The 16063-nt window shown below is 57.5% G+C and carries 15 protein-coding genes and 1 other annotated feature; of the genes, 5 read left to right on the top strand and 10 right to left on the bottom strand.

Going from position 1 to position 16063, the window contains the following annotated elements; translation table 11 throughout:
* Positions 1 to 32 precede the first annotated feature (32 nt).
* The 7 genes from VFA09_03380 to lysW are packed head-to-tail and all read right to left on the bottom strand — an operon-like array spanning position 33 to position 7934.
* Positions 33 to 1283, bottom strand: coding sequence for a 3-isopropylmalate dehydratase large subunit (locus VFA09_03380; protein HZU66294.1), 1251 nt, complete (start codon positions 1281 to 1283; stop codon positions 33 to 35).
* A complete protein-coding gene (locus tag VFA09_03375; GenBank protein HZU66293.1) occupies positions 1271 to 2419 on the bottom strand; it encodes a hypothetical protein in 1149 nt (382 codons plus the stop codon). The genes VFA09_03380 and VFA09_03375 overlap by 13 nt, the downstream gene beginning before the upstream one ends.
* Positions 2416 to 4821, bottom strand: a complete 2406-nt coding sequence (locus VFA09_03370; GenBank protein HZU66292.1) for a [LysW]-lysine hydrolase — start codon at positions 4819 to 4821, stop codon at positions 2416 to 2418. Before VFA09_03370 ends, VFA09_03375 begins: the two co-directional genes overlap by 4 nt.
* A complete protein-coding gene (locus VFA09_03365; protein ID HZU66291.1) occupies positions 4818 to 5648 on the bottom strand; it encodes a [LysW]-aminoadipate kinase in 831 nt (276 codons plus the stop codon). Before VFA09_03365 ends, VFA09_03370 begins: the two co-directional genes overlap by 4 nt.
* A gap of 18 nt (positions 5649 to 5666) precedes the next feature.
* Complete coding sequence (locus VFA09_03360; GenBank protein HZU66290.1) at positions 5667 to 6908, bottom strand: NAGSA dehydrogenase family protein; 1242 nt, start codon at positions 6906 to 6908, stop codon at positions 5667 to 5669.
* Complete coding sequence (lysX, locus tag VFA09_03355; protein ID HZU66289.1) at positions 6905 to 7768, bottom strand: lysine biosynthesis protein LysX; 864 nt, start codon at positions 7766 to 7768, stop codon at positions 6905 to 6907. The genes VFA09_03360 and lysX overlap by 4 nt, the downstream gene beginning before the upstream one ends.
* Positions 7769 to 7772: 4 nt before the next feature.
* Positions 7773 to 7934 (bottom strand): lysine biosynthesis protein LysW, encoded by a 162-nt coding sequence (gene lysW, locus VFA09_03350; GenBank protein ID HZU66288.1) that lies wholly within the window; start codon positions 7932 to 7934, stop codon positions 7773 to 7775.
* Positions 7935 to 8349: 415 nt separating this feature from the next.
* Positions 8350 to 8610: a binding site (T-box leader), on the bottom strand.
* A gap of 238 nt (positions 8611 to 8848) precedes the next feature.
* Here lysW and VFA09_03345 point away from each other — a divergent pair.
* Positions 8849 to 9247 carry a hypothetical protein gene (locus VFA09_03345; protein ID HZU66287.1) on the top strand — a complete coding sequence of 133 codons (399 nt, stop codon included), beginning with the start codon at positions 8849 to 8851 and terminating at the stop codon, positions 9245 to 9247.
* A gap of 41 nt (positions 9248 to 9288) precedes the next feature.
* Positions 9289 to 10014, top strand: a complete 726-nt coding sequence (locus tag VFA09_03340) for a methyltransferase domain-containing protein (GenBank protein ID HZU66286.1) — start codon at positions 9289 to 9291, stop codon at positions 10012 to 10014.
* Between the two features lie 225 nt (positions 10015 to 10239).
* Here VFA09_03340 and VFA09_03335 read toward each other — a convergent pair whose 3' ends face one another.
* From VFA09_03335 to VFA09_03325, 3 genes are read right to left on the bottom strand one after another with little or no spacing between them, the layout of a single operon-like run.
* Positions 10240 to 10557: a transposase gene (locus tag VFA09_03335; protein ID HZU66285.1), complete on the bottom strand. Its 318-nt coding sequence runs from the start codon at positions 10555 to 10557 to the stop codon at positions 10240 to 10242.
* Positions 10557 to 11405 carry a transposase gene (locus tag VFA09_03330; protein ID HZU66284.1) on the bottom strand — a complete coding sequence of 283 codons (849 nt, stop codon included), beginning with the start codon at positions 11403 to 11405 and terminating at the stop codon, positions 10557 to 10559. The genes VFA09_03335 and VFA09_03330 overlap by 1 nt, the downstream gene beginning before the upstream one ends.
* A gap of 2 nt (positions 11406 to 11407) precedes the next feature.
* Entirely contained in the window at positions 11408 to 11872 is a 465-nt protein-coding gene (locus VFA09_03325) for a transposase family protein (GenBank protein ID HZU66283.1), read from the bottom strand.
* 361 nt (positions 11873 to 12233) lie between these two features.
* Here VFA09_03325 and VFA09_03320 point away from each other — a divergent pair, with 361 nt between their 5' ends.
* The 3 genes from VFA09_03320 (at position 12234) to VFA09_03310 (ending at position 15951) form a co-directional block, all read left to right on the top strand.
* Positions 12234 to 13121, top strand: a complete 888-nt coding sequence (locus tag VFA09_03320) for a hypothetical protein (protein HZU66282.1) — start codon at positions 12234 to 12236, stop codon at positions 13119 to 13121.
* Positions 13118 to 13483, top strand: a complete 366-nt coding sequence (locus VFA09_03315; GenBank protein ID HZU66281.1) for a hypothetical protein — start codon at positions 13118 to 13120, stop codon at positions 13481 to 13483. Before VFA09_03320 ends, VFA09_03315 begins: the two co-directional genes overlap by 4 nt.
* Positions 13484 to 13641: 158 nt before the next feature.
* Positions 13642 to 15951, top strand: coding sequence for an AAA family ATPase (locus VFA09_03310; GenBank protein HZU66280.1), 2310 nt, complete (start codon positions 13642 to 13644; stop codon positions 15949 to 15951).
* Positions 15952 to 16063 lie beyond the last annotated feature (112 nt).

The raw sequence follows: 16063 nt of genomic DNA, 5'->3' as shown, positions 1-16063 counted from the left end.
ACAAAAAGATATAATCAACATGTCATATATGGCTATACGAAGTTCCTGGGATCGGTAATGTGGCCGGTCAGGGCGGTGGCGGCGACGGAGGCCGGACTGCCGAGGTAAATTTCGGCGGTGGGGTCGCCCATGCGACCGGTGAAGTTGCGGTTCATGGTGGTTAATGCGCGCTCGCCGGGGGCCAGTACGCCGAAGTGCCGGCCGATGCAGGGGCCGCAACCTGGGGTGCCAATGGAGGCGCCGGCCTGCGCGAATGTTTCCAGGTAGCCGAGGCGCATTGCTTCCAGGTAGACCTCGCGCGAAGCGGGAATGACGACCATGCGGGTTTCTGGATGGATAGTCCTGCCCTGTAAGATACGCGCGGCGATGGCGAGGTCGTCAAGGCGACCATTGGTGCAGGTGCCGAGAAAGACCTGGTCGATTTTGACGTGTTCGACCGATTCAACGGGAACGACATTGTTGACATCCGGCGGGCAGGCGATCATCGGCTGCAAGGTTGAGACATCGATTTCGACGATGCTTTCGTAGCGCGGGTTGCGCGGCCTGAGCATGGGATAATCGCGTTCGGTGCGGCCACGCAGCCATTCACGGGTGGTTTCATCGGCGGCGACGAGGCCAGCCTTGCCGCCCATCTCAATCGCCATGTTGCAGAGGGTCAGGCGCTCGCTTACCGAACAGTTCTCAATGAAGTCGCCCGTGTATTCGATGGCGCGATAGTTAGCCCCGTCGACGCCTATCCTACGCACGATTTCAAATGTGACATCCTTGGTGTAGACGCCATGCGGCAGGGCTCCTGAGAGACGCACGTTGATGGTGGTTGGGATGCGAAACCAGGCGCGCCCGGTGGCATAGGCGACACCGATATCGGTAGAACCCATGCCGGTGGCAAAAGCGCCGAGCGCGCCGTAGGTGCAGGTGTGGCTGTCGGCTCCGACGATGATATCGCCGGGAACGACGTAGCCGCGTTCGGGCATGACCTGGTGGCAGATGCCTTCCTGTAAGATGGCGATATCCTGCTCGCGCGCGAAGGTGCGGACATCGCGATGCAGGGTGGCAGCCTGGATGGTCGCAGCCGGAATGATATGATCAAATACGATGTGCGAGCGACGCGCATCGAAGACGCGCCCGCCATTTTGCTGCGATAATTTACGAAACGCCTGGATTGCCAGGGGCGTCGTGGTATCGTGGCTCATGACGTGGTCAACATCCACGACGACCGTCTCGCCCTGCTCTACGGTACGACCGGCTTTGCGACTGAAGATTTCTTCGGTTAACGTTCCCATGCGACACTTCCTTTCTCTTGATACCATGCATGAATAAATGCATCGACTTCATCTGAATTTAAGCTGCCCTGCTCGGTCCGCTCTTTGAGGGCGTGGGTGAGATGGCAGATTTCGTCATTGCTGAGCTGCAAACCTAATGTCGCGGCGCGATGGCCGACGGCATGGCGACCGGTGATGGGAGAACCGACAACGACCTGGCGCATCAGGCCAAAATCGCCCGGATCAAGCACCTCATAAGCGCGTGGATTCCTCAGTACGGCGCGGGTATGCACACCCGCCTTGTGCGTAAATGCGCCCGGGGCGGTGATGGGTATATTAAAAGGAATGGGAAGCTGGAGGCACTCCGAGACATAGTGGTCAAGCGGGGCCAGTTGCGTAAGATCATAGTTTGCCAGCAGCTCGGGATAGTGAATGTAGAGTTGCGCAATCAGGCCGCTGAGCGGGGCGATGCCGTTGCGCTCGCCGATGCCCAGTACGGTGACATCGAGGCAGTCCGCGCCTCCTTCGAGGGCCGCGACGGTATTGGCGAGGGCGCAGCCGGTGTCGTTGTGGCCGTGAAATTCGATACCGACGTGTGGGTAGCGTTCCGCGCAGAGGCGCACGAGCTGCTCCACCTGGCGCGGGCAAGCAATGCCGACGGTATCGGGCAGGCCGATACGCTGCACGCCGGCATCGACGACGGCATCAAAAACGGTCAGTAGATCGACGAGGTCGCTACGAAAGGCATCTTCGGAGGAGAAGCGCACGTAGCGACCGGCGGCGCGGATGCGCCGGATCAGTGGCACGGCATCGGCGATGATCTGGTCGACGCGGCGGCCATGGCTGAACGTGCGTAACTCCGCCGATGTGCCGTAGAAGAGGTTCAGACCGTAAACGGGTGTTTCCAGCGCGGCCTCGACATCGGCCTCAACACAGCGCACGTGCGCTACGATATGCGCCCGCAGGCCAGGCTTGCAAATCGATTGTATGGCCTGCCGCATGCCAGGCGAGCTGATGGGCGACGGAACCTCTATGAATGACACACCGACGGCATCGAGCATACGCGCGATGTTGAGCCGCTGCTCCAGAGTAAAGAAGGCGCCGGCAAACTGTTCTCCCTCACGCAATGTCGAGTCAAGAATGGCGAGCGATCTCATAACAATGTTTCCTTCCTGAGCGCAAGTTCCCCCAGCACTCTTTGCACGATGTCAATGGCTTGCAGATACTCGGAAATCTGGATATGTTCCTGCGGCGTATGGTCCAGGCGCGAGTCGCCGGAGCCATAGGCGACGATGTTTTGCCCCCAGATGGGGCCGACAACGTTCATGTCCGATGTGCCGGTTTTATGTTTGAAGATGGCTTGACCTCCGGCAGCGCGAATGGCGGAGATGAAGGCACGCGCAAGGGGCGTCGCGCGCGTGGATTGAAAGGCAGCTTCTTCGCCATGGAAGTTGATGCTGGCATCGTCTTCACGTGCCCATTGCTCTAACATTTCACGCAAGCCGGCGATATCGTAATCGGGCGGCAACCGGTAGCCGATCAGCAGTCGTGTGTGTTCCTCTAAGCCGTCCTGGCTGCTATTGATGCTCCTGAGTGAGGGCATGAGGGCGGCGAACGCGGAATGTGAGGAATGCTGCTCATTCCATTCAATAGCATGGTTATGAACGCGGTTCCAGAAGGTGATGGCCGTCTCGCTACTGTTCGACTGCTGGCTCGCGCTGTGATGGACCGGACGCGACAGGCTATATTCGACCAGCAACCTGCCCTTGTAGCCAATCGTGACGGCCTGGCTGCCGCTGGGTTCGCCGATGATGCAGGCGATGGGCTGGTAGCGTTCGAGGACTGCACGCGCGCCCCTTGAGGTCGCGGATTCCTCTTCAACGGCTCCAATTACGATGATTGGATGATGGATGGAATCGCCAGGTATGTCGTTCGCAATGCGGGCGGCTGCACAGATGAAGGCCGCTAAAGGACCCTTGGCATCTACGGCCCCTCGTCCATACAGAACGCCATCCTGTAGTCTGACGGGAATGTAGCCGCGCACGGTATCCATGTGACCGAGCAGGATGATGGGCTGCTGGTGCGTATCGCAGTCAAGAGGGTGCGTGCTGGCGATGAAATTGCCGGTTTCATCGACGGTGGCATGCAGGCCCATCTGCTGCGCCTGTTCGACAAGATAGCGAGCAAGCGCGCTCTCCTGGCCCGAATAGCTGGGGATGGTGAGCATGTTGTGCAGGAGAGAGATTGCGGGGTTGGTAAGCGAGGCATCTAACCCGGCTTCCTCTGTCTCGAGTACAATATGGTGGGAATCGAGCGAGCGATCCCCTAACTCCCCAGAGCGGAGCAAGCTCCCCCGCTCCGCATCCATCACAGCACTCGCCCCTACCGGCTGCGTTGTTACCACTTCCTCTACCACGTCCAGCACGCGATCCAGTTGCTCCAGGGTTATCACAAGGGGTGGCAGCAAGCGAATGACGTTTGGGCCAGCGAGCAGGGCGATGACGCCTCGTTCGGTGAGCTTTTCGAGATATGGCTGCGCGCGGCGTGTGAGTTCGATGCCGATCAAGAGGCCTCTGCCACGCACTTCGCGGATAAGTGGGTTGGGTATGGCTCGAAGCCTTTCCAGCGCGTGTTCGCCGAGGATGGTTGCGCGTTCGGGCAGGGCTTCCTGTTCGATGATGTCGAGGGTAGCAAGCGCGGCTGCGCAGGCCAGGGGGTTGCCGCCGAAGGTGCTGCCGTGGACGCCGCGAGTGATGCGCCCGCTCTCCATTACGCGAGGGCCGAGGCAGATGGCGCCCATGGGGATGCCACCGGCCAGGGATTTCGCGAGACAGAGGATATCGGGCCGCAAATCATAGTGGTCGCAGGCGAAAAGACGACCGGTGCGACCAAAGCCGGTTTGCACCTCGTCGATGATGAGCAGGGCGCCGCGTTCATGACAGAGCGATGCGAGACTGCGTACATACTCGCCGTTCGCGACATGCACGCCACCTTCGCCCTGCACGAGTTCGATGATGACCGCCGCGGTCTGCTCATTGATGGTGGCTTCGGCGGCTGCCAGGTCATTGTAGCGGATATGGGTAATGTCTGGAACGAGGGGCGCGAACGGTTCGCGGTAATGCGGTTCCCATGTGGCCGAAAGCGATCCCATTGTGCGACCATGGAAGCCGCGCAATGTGGCAATAATGCCGGGGCGACCGGTAGCAAGACGAGCGAATTTGAACGCGCCCTCGATGGCCTCGGTTCCGCTGTTACAGAGGAAGATATGATCGAGTCCCCGCGGCGCCAGGTTGGCAAGGCGTTCGAGCAGCCGAGCGCGCATGTCATTGTAGACGATTTCGGGGCAGGTGATGAGGCGATGGGCCTGGGCTGCGAGGGCGGCGGCAATTTCAGGTCGTCCATGTCCAATATTAGCGACGCCATGCCCTGCCGCGCAGTCGATATATTCCCGGCCCTCTTCATCCCATACTACTGCTCCGCTGCCACGCACGATGGCGATGGGACGCTTGCTGTAGACGCCTGTTGTGTAGGTATTTTCGAGTTCGATGGTCGAAATCATACGGTTAGCCTTTCTCTTGAGATGGACGATGCCTCGATTATCGTGCCTGAGCCATGCAGCACGTCGAGTAGCGAGGCGCTACCGATACAGATGCGCGGTACGCCGCCTTGCAATGCTTCCTGCGCGCCCAGCAGTTTCTTGCGCATGCGTCCCCTGGCATAGTGCATGTAGTCGGGCAGGCACCCGGCAGGAATTGTTCTGATGAGCGTCGTGCTATCCTCTGGATTGGAAAGCAGGCCGGGAACGTTGGTCAGGATAACCAGGGTCTCGGCGTGCAGTGCAGCAGCAATGGCAGCTGCCGCTCGATCTCCGTCAACATTCAGGCGTTCTCCCTCGTGACTCAATGCCAGGGGAGCGATGACGGGAGTGTAACCGGCAGCGAGGAGCTGCCGCAGCAGCGCCTCATTTACACGTTCGATTTGCCCGGTGTAGTCGTCGCGCAGGATTTGTACGCGACCATCCGGCATCAGGGAGCGCACGATCGATTTACGCCGTGCCAGCAGCAATCGGCCATCGACGCCTGACAATCCTAGCGCGCTGACTCCTTGCTGCTGCAAACTCGCGACCAGGGCGGTATTGATCTCGCCCACAGTAGCCATAGCGAAGATGCGCAGCGTTTCGGCATCGGTATAGCGGCTGACCAGGCCACCCGGCGAGGTAATCACGCGAGCAGGATGCCCCAGGCGTTCGGAGAGTTCGTTGGTGAGGTCTGAGGCGCCATGCACCACGACTATCTGCTGACCATCCGTAACGCATTGGGCTATCTCGCGCACAATATTCGTGGTGATAACACCCGCTCCCCCGCCAATTTTCACAACAAGCGTCATAGTAACGTTCCTCTCTTGCTACACCGGGTGCAGACCGGGAAAGGTCAGACCCAACGATTCGTCCCAACCATACATGCAGTTGAGCGCCTGTACTGCGTTGCCGGCGGCGCCTTTCACCAGGTTATCGAGGGCGGCCATGACGACCACACGCGGTTGATGCGGATCGAGTTCGAAGCCGATATCGCAGTAATTGCTGCCGGCCAATATCTTCGGTTCTGGATAGCGGTAGACGCCGGTACGTTCTTTGACCAGGCGGATGAACGGTTCGCGCTGGTAGGCTTCACGGTAGAGCCGCCATAGTGTGCGTTCGTCAATCGTTTCGTTGACGAACACATGGGCGGTGATGAGTATTCCGCGCACGAGTTCGATTGCGGTGGCGGAGAAGGCGATGTGTTGAGGCGATTCGTGCTCAAGGGCCGATAATGGACTTGAATAACAAGAATCGGCAAACCAAGCGGCCCTGCCCATGTCATTCTGAGCGGAGCGAAGAATCTCAGCGGAACCTGGCGCAGATTCTTCGCTCCGCTCAGAATGACATGGTGAGAGCGCGCGGACCGGATAGGACTCGCGTGGGCCCCGGTTTAACGCGCCATCAACTCGCCCCAGTTCCTGGATGAGTTCGGCGGTGTGACGGTGGCCGGTGGGTTGGAATGAGCGAACGGCGCCGCTCCTGTCGGGGTGGTGACTGCTGGCGCCTGGTGTTGCGCCCGCGGCCGATGAGCCTACTTTGGCCTCTACGACCAGCGGCATTGTGGTATCCACAAGGCCTGAGCGGTAGAGGGGATAGAGTCCCAGGATAGCCGCCGTTGCCATGCAGCCGGTGCCGCTCACGAGTGTCGCGGATGGTAGTTCCTCACGATGCAGTTCGGACAGGCCGTAGACGGCTCCGGCCAGCAGGTGTGGCGCTGGATGCGGTTCGCCGTACCATTGTTCGTAGAGGGCGGCGGAGCGCAGGCGGAAATCGGCCGAAAGGTCGATTATGCGAGGCGCGAGCCGGCGGTAGCGGTCTATTTCTCGCGATGAGATGCCATGGGGCAGGCAGAGAAACAAGAGGTCGCATGATGACAGGTCATCGGTATGACAGAAGCGCAAGGTACTGATTTTGCGCAGATTTGGATGGACGCTATGCAGGTATTGTCCGGCATGACTGCTTGATGCCACCTGCGTCAATTCGACCTGCGGGTGAAAGAGCAGCAGCCGGGCGAGTTCTCCAGCGGTATAGCCGGAGCCGCCGGCAATCGCAACACGCAATCGACTCATCGTAGAACCTCTTCCTGTATGCCGCTCAGCACGTAGTCAAGCATGGCGTTGGGAATGTCCACGCCGGTTGGCGCGATGCTGTTACGAAACTCCATGGTGGCGTTGATTTCGTTGACCAGCAGGCCGCGCTCAGGGTCTTCAAGTACATCGATGGCCAGGATGCCACCACCGACCGCCTGGGCTGCTTGCACGCAAAGGCTATCGAGTTCGGGTGTGACGGGACAATTGCTCGCTACCGCGCCACGAGCCGTGTTCGTTACCCAATGTTCGCTGGTACGGTAGATGGCGCAGATGGTGCGATCTCCAACGACGAAGGCGCGAATATCGCGCCGGGGCTTCGCGATATGCTCCTGGATGTAGTGAATGTGGTGCTGGTAAGAACCTAGCGTTTCCTGGTGTTCGAGGACTGCCTCTGCCGCGTCGCGATCATTGACGCGGGCCAGCAGACGACCCCATGAACCGGTTGTGGGCTTGAGTACGACCGGGTAGCCGAGCATTTCGATGCCGCGAATTGTCTGGTCAGCATCAAAAGCCAGCAGAGTGCGCGGTGTTGGAATGCTGGCACGCAGCAGGGCGAGCGTGGTGAGCAGCTTATCGTTGCAGGTCGCGGTGACGGCTGCCGAGTTGTATACTCGTATGCCCCAGCTTTCGAGAACGTTGAGAATTGCCAGGCCGCGCGATTGACTGACGGTGCGACAAAGGACTGCATCATACTGCTGCCATCGCTCATCAGGATGCGATAGATCGAACAATAATTCGCCATCGTCGATGATATCGAAAGCAATTGACCGGCGTGTCAGGGCATCGATCAGCAACTTTTCTTCAACGCGGATGCGCGATGTGAGAATAGCGAGGCGCATAGTGCTATTCCCCCCAATCCTCTTCGACTTCAGGCGCCAGTGCCACGGACGGTGGTTCGAGGTGCAACACCTCCAGTTCGGCGTTACAATCCGGGCAGTAGATGATTTCGCCAACGATGAGACCCTGGACGGGAATCTCGGCTTCGCATTCAGGACAGTTTGCCATGTGTGTTTTCCTCCTGTACATTCGATTGCATAACGACGATCAATAAAAATGCTCTACGTCCCCCGCTTGGGGAAGGACGTAGAGCATTGCATTGCGCGTGGCTCTCGTGGTACCACCTTCATTCGTTGATGCCTCACGACATCAACCTTGTGAAGTAAGGGCAGCTTTTATACCCTATACTCCGTGCCTGTTAACGGGGGCATCCGGCAAGGTCTACTTTCGCACGGGGCGATTTCTTCTTGCGCTCCGGGTTTTATTCGCGGTTGGTTGGCATACGGGCTTTCCAGCACGCGCCCGCTCTCTGGATGCAACCGGGGACCGCTACTCGTCCCTTCAAAGCTTTGTCGTTTTGGTTTTTGATTTCTTTTGTTGCGACCTGGATAAAGGGACAAATAAAAACGCCCTTCATCCTTTCATTAAGGACGAAGAGCGATCAAATACGGCTCTCGTGGTACCACCTTCATTCGTTGATGCCTCGCGGCACCAACCTCGTGGAGTATGTTTCATACTCACGCCCGATTACGGGGGCATCCGGCGAAGTTCTACTCTCGCGCGCGGCGATTTCTTCTCGCGGCTCAGGGTCTTTATTCACAGTATGTTGACATATGGGCTTTCCACCAACCGCCCATTCTCTGGACGCAACAGCTACTGTTACTCGTCCCTTCGAGGCCTTTGTTTTATGAAGTTTTCAGTGCGTTAGTGAATGTATAACATATGCGCAGTTGAGTTGTCAAGGATTTTTTGGAGTGTCCAGGCAATTGCTACTCGATAGGAATGCAGGCGGATGATATAGAGGTGATGTGAGGTTTTTCTATCGTCATTACGGTGATACTCTCCAACAAATATGTTACACTTACTAGTAGACGGGGGCCGCTCCCGGCAAGGAAGCGTTAGACTTGAGGAGAGGCGAAGCAATGACAACGACGAATTTTACTTTAGATGGCAAGAACGTATTAATTCGCGATCAGAATGGCAATGTCGCGGTTCTCAATCCGCTTGAGGCCTTAAATTTGTTGCAATGGCTATCCAAGCATAACAATATATTGCTCAGTACGGCCCGGCAGTCCATCAGTGAGGTACAGAATGCGGAGCAGGAACTTGAGATTCATCTTTACCAGGAAAACCTGGATCACCTGGATGAACTGAAAGCGGCTTTGCCCGGCTTGCATGAATACAGGCCGCCGGCCAGGGTGCTAAGCATTCCGCTTGAAGAGGTAACTGAACGGGCTATTGAGATGCTGAAAGAGTTTCAAGTTAAATACTGGATTCATCCGTTGCTGGAAGAGGATGATGATGTGTTCGCGCAGGCATAAATTATGAATTTTAAGGTATTCAGAATGAAATTGTGAAGGCTATGCAGAAAGCCCATTATGACGATATTGCTGAATGGTATGACAGCAGCATCACTCGGAATACGCTGATTCATGATCTTGTTCTACCACCGCTACTTGAGTTAATGGGTGATCCAGGTGGTCAAACGATTTGTGATCTCGCGTGCGGCCAGGGGATGCTCTGCCGTTATCTGGCTCAAAAAGGGGCGAGAGTGACGGGAGTTGATCTCTCGGCAAAATTGTTGGAAATTGCGCGGCGTTATGAGGACGCTCAACCTCTGGGTATTGATTACGTTCTTGATGATGCACAGTTACTGGCAACGCTTGCCGATGCGACATTTGATGGCGTGGTTTGCAATATGTCACTGATGGATATTGAAAACATCCGTGGCACTTTCCTGGCCGTAGCGCGTATTTTGCGCCCGCGTGGATGGTTTATTTTCTCTATCACTCATCCCTGCTTTCAGGGACCTGGCGCAAGCAGGGAAATCGGGCCAGATGGAACTGTTCGTTATACCATAAGCGATTATTTGACCGAGGGATACTGGCGTTCAGACAATCCGCATGGGGTACGGGGGAAAGTTGGAGCATACCATCGAACATTAAGTAGGTATCTAAACAACCTGATGGAAGCAGGTTTTATCCTGGAGAGGTTTATTGAGCCTAAAGCGGGTGGAGAAATGGCCAGGCGTGTCCCTGGAAACCAGAACGTGCCCGCTGTTTTGATTGTTAGATGCAGGAAAGGTTGAAGGAAAACGAGATTTTCAATCTTTCCCGCATGTAAACTGGAGCTACTACATTTCCTAGTCCACTTCCCCAAGTAAGAGGCCCAGGCACTGCTAGTGTATGATGTTAAGGCTTTTCGTCGTCGGCGAAACTAACAGAGTAGTAGTTACTTTCTAAGTAATCCGCCCTAAACCTGCAATTTGCCGAATCAGCAGCAATGCATTATATAATGGCCCTAGAAAATCGGCTCACCCGCACTTTGCGTGAAAAGGCTGAGTTGGTGAGGAAGGTGGCCGATAGAGAACGCGCTGACGCAACAAATCAAATTTGGCGCGGCCGTACATCGTCCGTTTGAGGCATTTGAGTCGATTGACATGCCCTTCGACGACGCCATTGTTCCAACTGAGCGTCAACCCGGCTTGCACGGCCTGCTGGTCTTTGCGTAATTTCCCCACAAAGTTCTGTAGTTCACGAATGTTACTGAGCTGTGCTGTTTCCATCCAAGCCTCTAACTGGTCGCCTTGCAGGGTCCGCAGCAGGGTCAGAAAGCGGGTCACGATGTCCATCACCTGGGCGATCCCTGGTGTGCTTGACGCATCTGCACCAGCGCCTGCTGGTGCTCCTTGGTCAAGGTTTCTGACCGCCGCATGAGCAGGCTCACGGCGGCACGAGGCGTTAAGCCTTGCGCTTGCGCCGAGAAATCCGTGATCCCCGCTTTGAGTTGCTTGCGCAGATGGGCAACCAGGCGAGCCACTTGTTGGCGTTTGCCGACATAGCCCATGGCTACCACCTCGCGGTAGAGCCTGGCACCGTTACGGCATCCCTGCTGCCATCGCTCACGGATATACGCTTCGTAGGGATGGAGCATCCCGGCCTTGACGCGATAGGCAGCCGTTTCGGGATAGGCGTCGGCATAGGCAAATTTCTGGACTGTCATCCGTCCCATGTGGAAACGCCGGGCAATTTCCGATAGACTGCTACCCTGCAGATAGAGCGCTCGCACCGCCTCGTACTGCTGCATTCTCCTGTCGCGTGTCTGTTGTCGACTTGCTTCCCGCTCTGGACGTGGAATGGGGACCGAGACCGGAGCAGGAGAGGAAGCCGGGCGGGCGACCACGATCTGTTGTAAGAGGCGCCGATGGCGGTGGAAGATGCGCTCCACCGCCTCGGAGAGGTTCTTCTGCACATGGAACCGGTCCGCCACCTGAACGGCCTCCGGCGCTCCTTTGCTCGCTCCCGTGGCATAGTCCCCCGAGCGGTCTCGGCTGATGAGCTGCACGCCCGGATGGGACTTGAGCCAGCTTTCCAGGCTCGTCGCGGAGCGATCAGGCAGCAGATCGACGACCTGGTGGTCTTGCAGGTCAACCAGGATCGTCCCATAGGAGACATTGCGACGGAAAGCCCAGTCATCCACGCCTAGATGCGTGGGGTGGGATGACTCGCCAGAGAGGTCTTCCGCACCAGTCGTAGGAAGGTATCGGCGCTACAGGCGATGTTGAGTACCGTGGCAATGTGAGCGCCTGCTTCGCCTCCCAGGGCGAAGCCAAGTTGCCGGAGGAGTTCGGTCAAGCGCACCGTCTTGCGGGCCGAGCGCGCGGCAACCTCGGGAAGCGCTTCAGCAAAGGTCTTGCGCGAACAGGAGGAGTTCTCGCAGAAAAAGCGTCGCACGTTCAGCTTCCACTGCACGGCCAGGCCGCTGGCAGGCAGATCCTTCAACGTCCGTTGATAGTGGCTGTGGACGCGTGAAGAACTGGTCTGGCAAGTGGGACAGCTTCCGTTTTTCGTCGTGCAGTTGGCAACCAGCGTGATGCCTTCCTCCGTGACGATCAGTTGGTCAATTTCAAGTAACGAATCGGGCAGAAAAATCATGGGAATAGACATGGGGCCTTTACTCACTGGGGTTTGGAATTCTCTTACATTATATCACTTCTTTCACGCAAAGTGCGGGTGAGCCCCTTTTCGGGAGTCATTCATTCCCAAAATCAGAGACATTCTCTTCCAAAAAGTCGGTATCAAGGTCACACACTTTTGAGGAAAAATCTGGTAATTTTGTTCTAATCTATTTCAAAGGACGGGATCTGTGCCGGATGAAGGCGCAGGCAGCGTCCTGGTTGTGCCTTTTGCCCGGCTGCATCGGGGCGAGCCGTTCTGCTGGCCGCCTCTCTGTAGCTATCCGAGAGGGATGGCAAAAGATGATGGCACAACGTCATTGTTACAACTAAATAGAAGGGGTGCATCTCATATGCGTTCTCACGCATCGATTTCTTTGACGAGTTCGCTTCCTCCGCTTTCCCTGTTGGAGGAAGTCCTGTATGATCTACCTCCTCTGGAAGGGGTCTTGCTCCACTGGCACATGCATGGAGCGGCAGCGCTAACTCCTGGGATTGTGTCGCTCTTCTCCCGGCGCAGATACCTGCTCGGCCCGACGACTTTGCCGGGGACCAGCATCCAGTTACTCGCGACCTGTGTCGAGGAATACCTTACCAATAGAACGGAGGAGGCAGAGATCAGCCCGTGGGAGGCGCGTCCGTTGCACACCCGGTTGGTGCGGCATTCTCCATCCTACAGCGCCATGGAGACCCAGGCGCTTTTACCTCCTGGGGTACTGGTGCAAAAGACGGTGACACTGGCTGTAGACGAGTTGCTCGTACTCTGCACCGGTGTAGGCACCTGGCAGCTCTCGCGTCAGGACCTGCACGCGATCACCAGGGCGCTTGGGCTGTCGAGCCGGAGGAGCAGGCATACCACCATCAATCCAGCGAGCTTCCAGACGGTCGAGGAATTCGGCATGCTGCCTGGCATGGTCTCACCCTTTCTGCGCCCTATGCGAGCAACCAGGCTCGCGGCGCTGGTGGTTCTTCCCTGGCCCAGGTGTTGGGAGACTCAGAGGCGCGAGGTGGCGATTTCGCTCTCGTTGTGGGAGAGTCTGATACTCCCTCTTAGCTGCCTGCGCTCACTGCTGCGGAGCTACTCTGCCCGTACCTATCCGGAGGTGCGCCTCATCGATCTGCAGGAAACCGGGGAAGACAACGAGCCACCCGGTGACGCAGATGCCAGTTCCCGGGTGGTGTTGACCGCATCTGCTGCTCATGTACTCGTCGGGATAGACCAGGGAGGTGGAAGGCGATGACGATGACCACGGTTTCCGCCCAGCTCCGGCAATTAGAACATCCCCAGTTGCAGGAGCATCAGGTCTGGTACAACGACCAGCAGCACCTGCTCATTATCGATAGCGTCGTCATCGACTGCACGCCCTCGGAGTACGATGTGCTGCTCCTGCTGCTGCGATCGGCCGGCGAACCCGTCTCCTTCGCCCGTCTGGCCTACCGGGACGCCCATCGGACGCTGGCATTGGGTCCGCGCCATCGCCTCTCCCAGCGTATCAGCCGCCTGCGTGCCCGGTTATGGCCGCTTGGCCTGGATATCCTCTGCCTCACCGGCTTTGGCTATATGCTGCTGACTCGTACAGGTGAGCAGGCCGAGGGCGCGTGAGGGCAGCGGGCCAGCATATCGCGTGAACATCTGAGAGCACTGGCCCGCTTTAACCCGGCAGCGCAGCCGAGTTATCCACAGCTTCTCCACAGGCCATCAACAGTGGTGCTGGCCTGTATATCTACTGCCTTCATTCTCAAATGGAAGGAGAACCTGCGATGTCCCTGTATGCTGAACAACCAGCCTCTCCTACTCTGGACCACGTCCTGGCCCAGCTCAAGGGCGTGCGCACTTCGTTGCGCGGCTGGAGAGCCTGCTGCCCTGCACATGCCGATAGCGAACCGAGCCTGAGCATCGGCCTGGGAGAGCAGGGACAGGTCTTGCTCAAGTGTTTTGCCGGCTGTTCCCTCGAACGCATTGTGGAGGCCATAGGACTCACCATCACGGATCTTTTTCCTGATGGGGCTACGACCCTTGAACAGGGTTCGTCCAATAATGGGCATCGCCAGGCTCTCACGCTGCTCGATCTTGCATTAGCGAAGCAGTTGCCCTGGAAATACCTCTTCCATCTGGGAGTGATGGATCATGCCTCTGGCGGAGTGCAGATCCCCTATCATCTGGCTGATGGCCGGGCGGCCCCACGTTACCGCATTCGCACGGCATTGGTGGCCAAAGAGGGGTCGCGCTGGAGTGTTGGCGAGGGCAACATCGTTCCCTACGGTCTGGAGCGGTTGGAGGATGCCAGGAAAGCAGGCTACCTGGTACTCGTCGAGGGCGAATCAGACTGCTGGACGCTCTGGTACCAGGGCATTCCAGCACTGGGCATTCCCGGCGCGGAAATGACCGGCGTTCTGGAGGCGGCCATGCTCTCGGGCATCGACCGACTCTACCTCATGCATGAACCAGATCAGGGGGGTAGCACCTTCGTCTCGCACCTGACGAAACGGCTCACAGAGTGGCGCTGGTCAGGCAATGTCTTCGTGGTGCGACTCTCCAGGGCCAAAGACTCGAGTGATCTCTATACCCAGGACCGCCAGGGATTTCGTGCCGCTTTTCAACACGCCCTCGATCACGCCGAACCGCTTGTACTTGATCGCCCTCAGCCAGTTGCGTCTCCTACCGGGTCACAGCCGAAGATCTTCAGCCTGAAGGAGTTGCTCGCCTGGGAACTCCAACCAGTACGCTGGGCGGTCCCGGAGATCTTGCCGGAAGGGTTGACGTTGCTGGCAGGCAAACCTAAACTTGGCAAAAGCTGGCTCGCGCTCTCGCTGGCACTCTCCATTGCCTCAGGTGGAGTTGCCCTCGGCCAACAACCCGTAGCCCAGGGCGAGGTACTCTACCTGGCGCTTGAAGAGAACGCACGTCGCCTCCAAACACGCGCTCGACAGTTGTTGACCTCCATGACGACAGTCCCAAACGGCCTGGGCTTTGCGTTGGAGTGGCCGCGTCTGGCCGAAGGTGGGCTCTCCTGCCTGGAAGAATATCTCAAGACTCATCTCAACACGTGGCTGGTCGTGGTCGACACCTGGGCCAGGGTGGCACCGCGCACCGATACGCGGCGCTGCACGCAGTACGAGGGCGATTACGACGCGCTGACCCCACTCAAGCAGCTGGCCGAGACCTACCATGTCTCGATCCTGGCGGTTCATCATCTACGTAAGACCGGGGCAAGCGATGTGCTGGACGAGATCACCGGCTCGACGGGGATGACCGGGGCTGTCGACGGCACGCTCATCTTGAAGCGCGAGCGCGGACAACAGGATGCAACCCTTTTTGTGACCGGGCGCGATGTCGAGCGCGAGCAGGAGTTGGCATTGCGCTTCGATGTGACCACCGCTTTGTGGTCGGTCCTCGGCGTTGCCGAGGAAGTTGGCCGCACTCAGGCCCGTCAGGAGATCATCGAGCTGCTCCGCGATCAGCCAGAGGGGATGAGCCCGCGCAAGATCGCCGAAACGCTGGAAAAGAACTATCACACCACGCGCTCAATCCTGCGCAAGATGGAGCAAACCGGTGAGGTCACGCAACTGCATGGCCACTACCTCATCCTTTCAGGAAAGAGGAATCATCAAGGGCAGAGAGAGCCATTGCAAGGGAACGATGTTCGCAAGGAAGACCTTGAGTCTCGCCAAACGATGGATTTTGCATCTACTGGCATGGGTGTGAGTGATGACCATGAGAGCGCACGTCGGAGTGATGAAACTGATTACAGTGATTACGCTGATTACGGCAATGATACTTCGAATGGTGTCGGTAATCTGGTAAAACGACAACCTGATTACACTGATTACGCTGATTACGGCAATGACACTGCTGCCACATCATTTCCCAGGAAGCCTGCCTTTGATGATGCAGGTATTGAGCGGCAAGGAATGAAGTCTAGCAGGCTGTGCAAGCAAGAGGCCCTCTCGTTAGAGGGTTGTCATCAGCAAGAACCTGCCGTAATCAGTGGCATCACTGTAATCAATCGTAATCAGTGTAATCAGTGGCACGTTTCCGCAGTGTTAAATGTCAATAAGAAATTCGGGTGAGCGCGTATTACTGCTGCCGCTGGTGCTTACTCCGCCAGTTCACCTCCTTCTCCTTGCAGCCGAAGCTGTGCCGTTCTGGCTCGGTAGCTCTCCAACTCCATCATGTCGAGAA

Source organism: Ktedonobacteraceae bacterium (assembly GCA_035653615.1).
Classification (GTDB): Bacteria; Chloroflexota; Ktedonobacteria; order Ktedonobacterales; family Ktedonobacteraceae; genus DASRBN01.
Note: the sequence above shows the minus strand (reverse complement) of the source record. Positions and strands in the feature narration are given on the sequence as shown.